Source organism: Bacillus sp. 7884-1 (assembly GCF_002272245.1).
Classification (GTDB): domain Bacteria; phylum Bacillota; class Bacilli; order Bacillales; family Cytobacillaceae; genus Neobacillus.
This window is the reverse complement of sequence record NZ_NPDD01000373.1, coordinates 1-272: the sequence shown is the minus strand read 5'-3', so window position 1 is coordinate 272 and position 272 is coordinate 1. Positions and strand designations below refer to the sequence as shown.

The 272-nt window shown below is 44.9% G+C and carries 2 tRNA genes; both read left to right on the top strand.

Features of this window, described 5'->3' with window-relative positions:
* Window positions 1–55 precede the first annotated feature (55 nt).
* Window positions 56–131 (top strand) — tRNA-Thr (locus tag CHI06_RS29195).
* 11 nt (window positions 132–142) lie between these two features.
* Window positions 143–227 (top strand) — tRNA-Tyr (locus CHI06_RS29190).
* Window positions 228–272 lie beyond the last annotated feature (45 nt).

The window sequence follows — 272 nt, the reverse complement described above, 5'->3', positions numbered from 1 at the left end:
GCGATAGCAAAATAACCATAATTTTTTCACAAGCTGAAGATTTTATTTAATTTATGCCGGGGTAGCTCAATTGGTAGAGCAACTGACTTGTAATCAGTAGGTTGGGGGTTCAAGTCCTCTCGCCGGCACCACTTTTTTAAGTGGAGGGGTAGCGAAGTGGCTAAACGCGGCGGACTGTAAATCCGCTCCCTCCGGGTTCGGCGGTTCGAATCCGTCCCCCTCCACCACTTATATTTTTATTAAATGTTGGACAAACTAGTTAATGTCCTTAA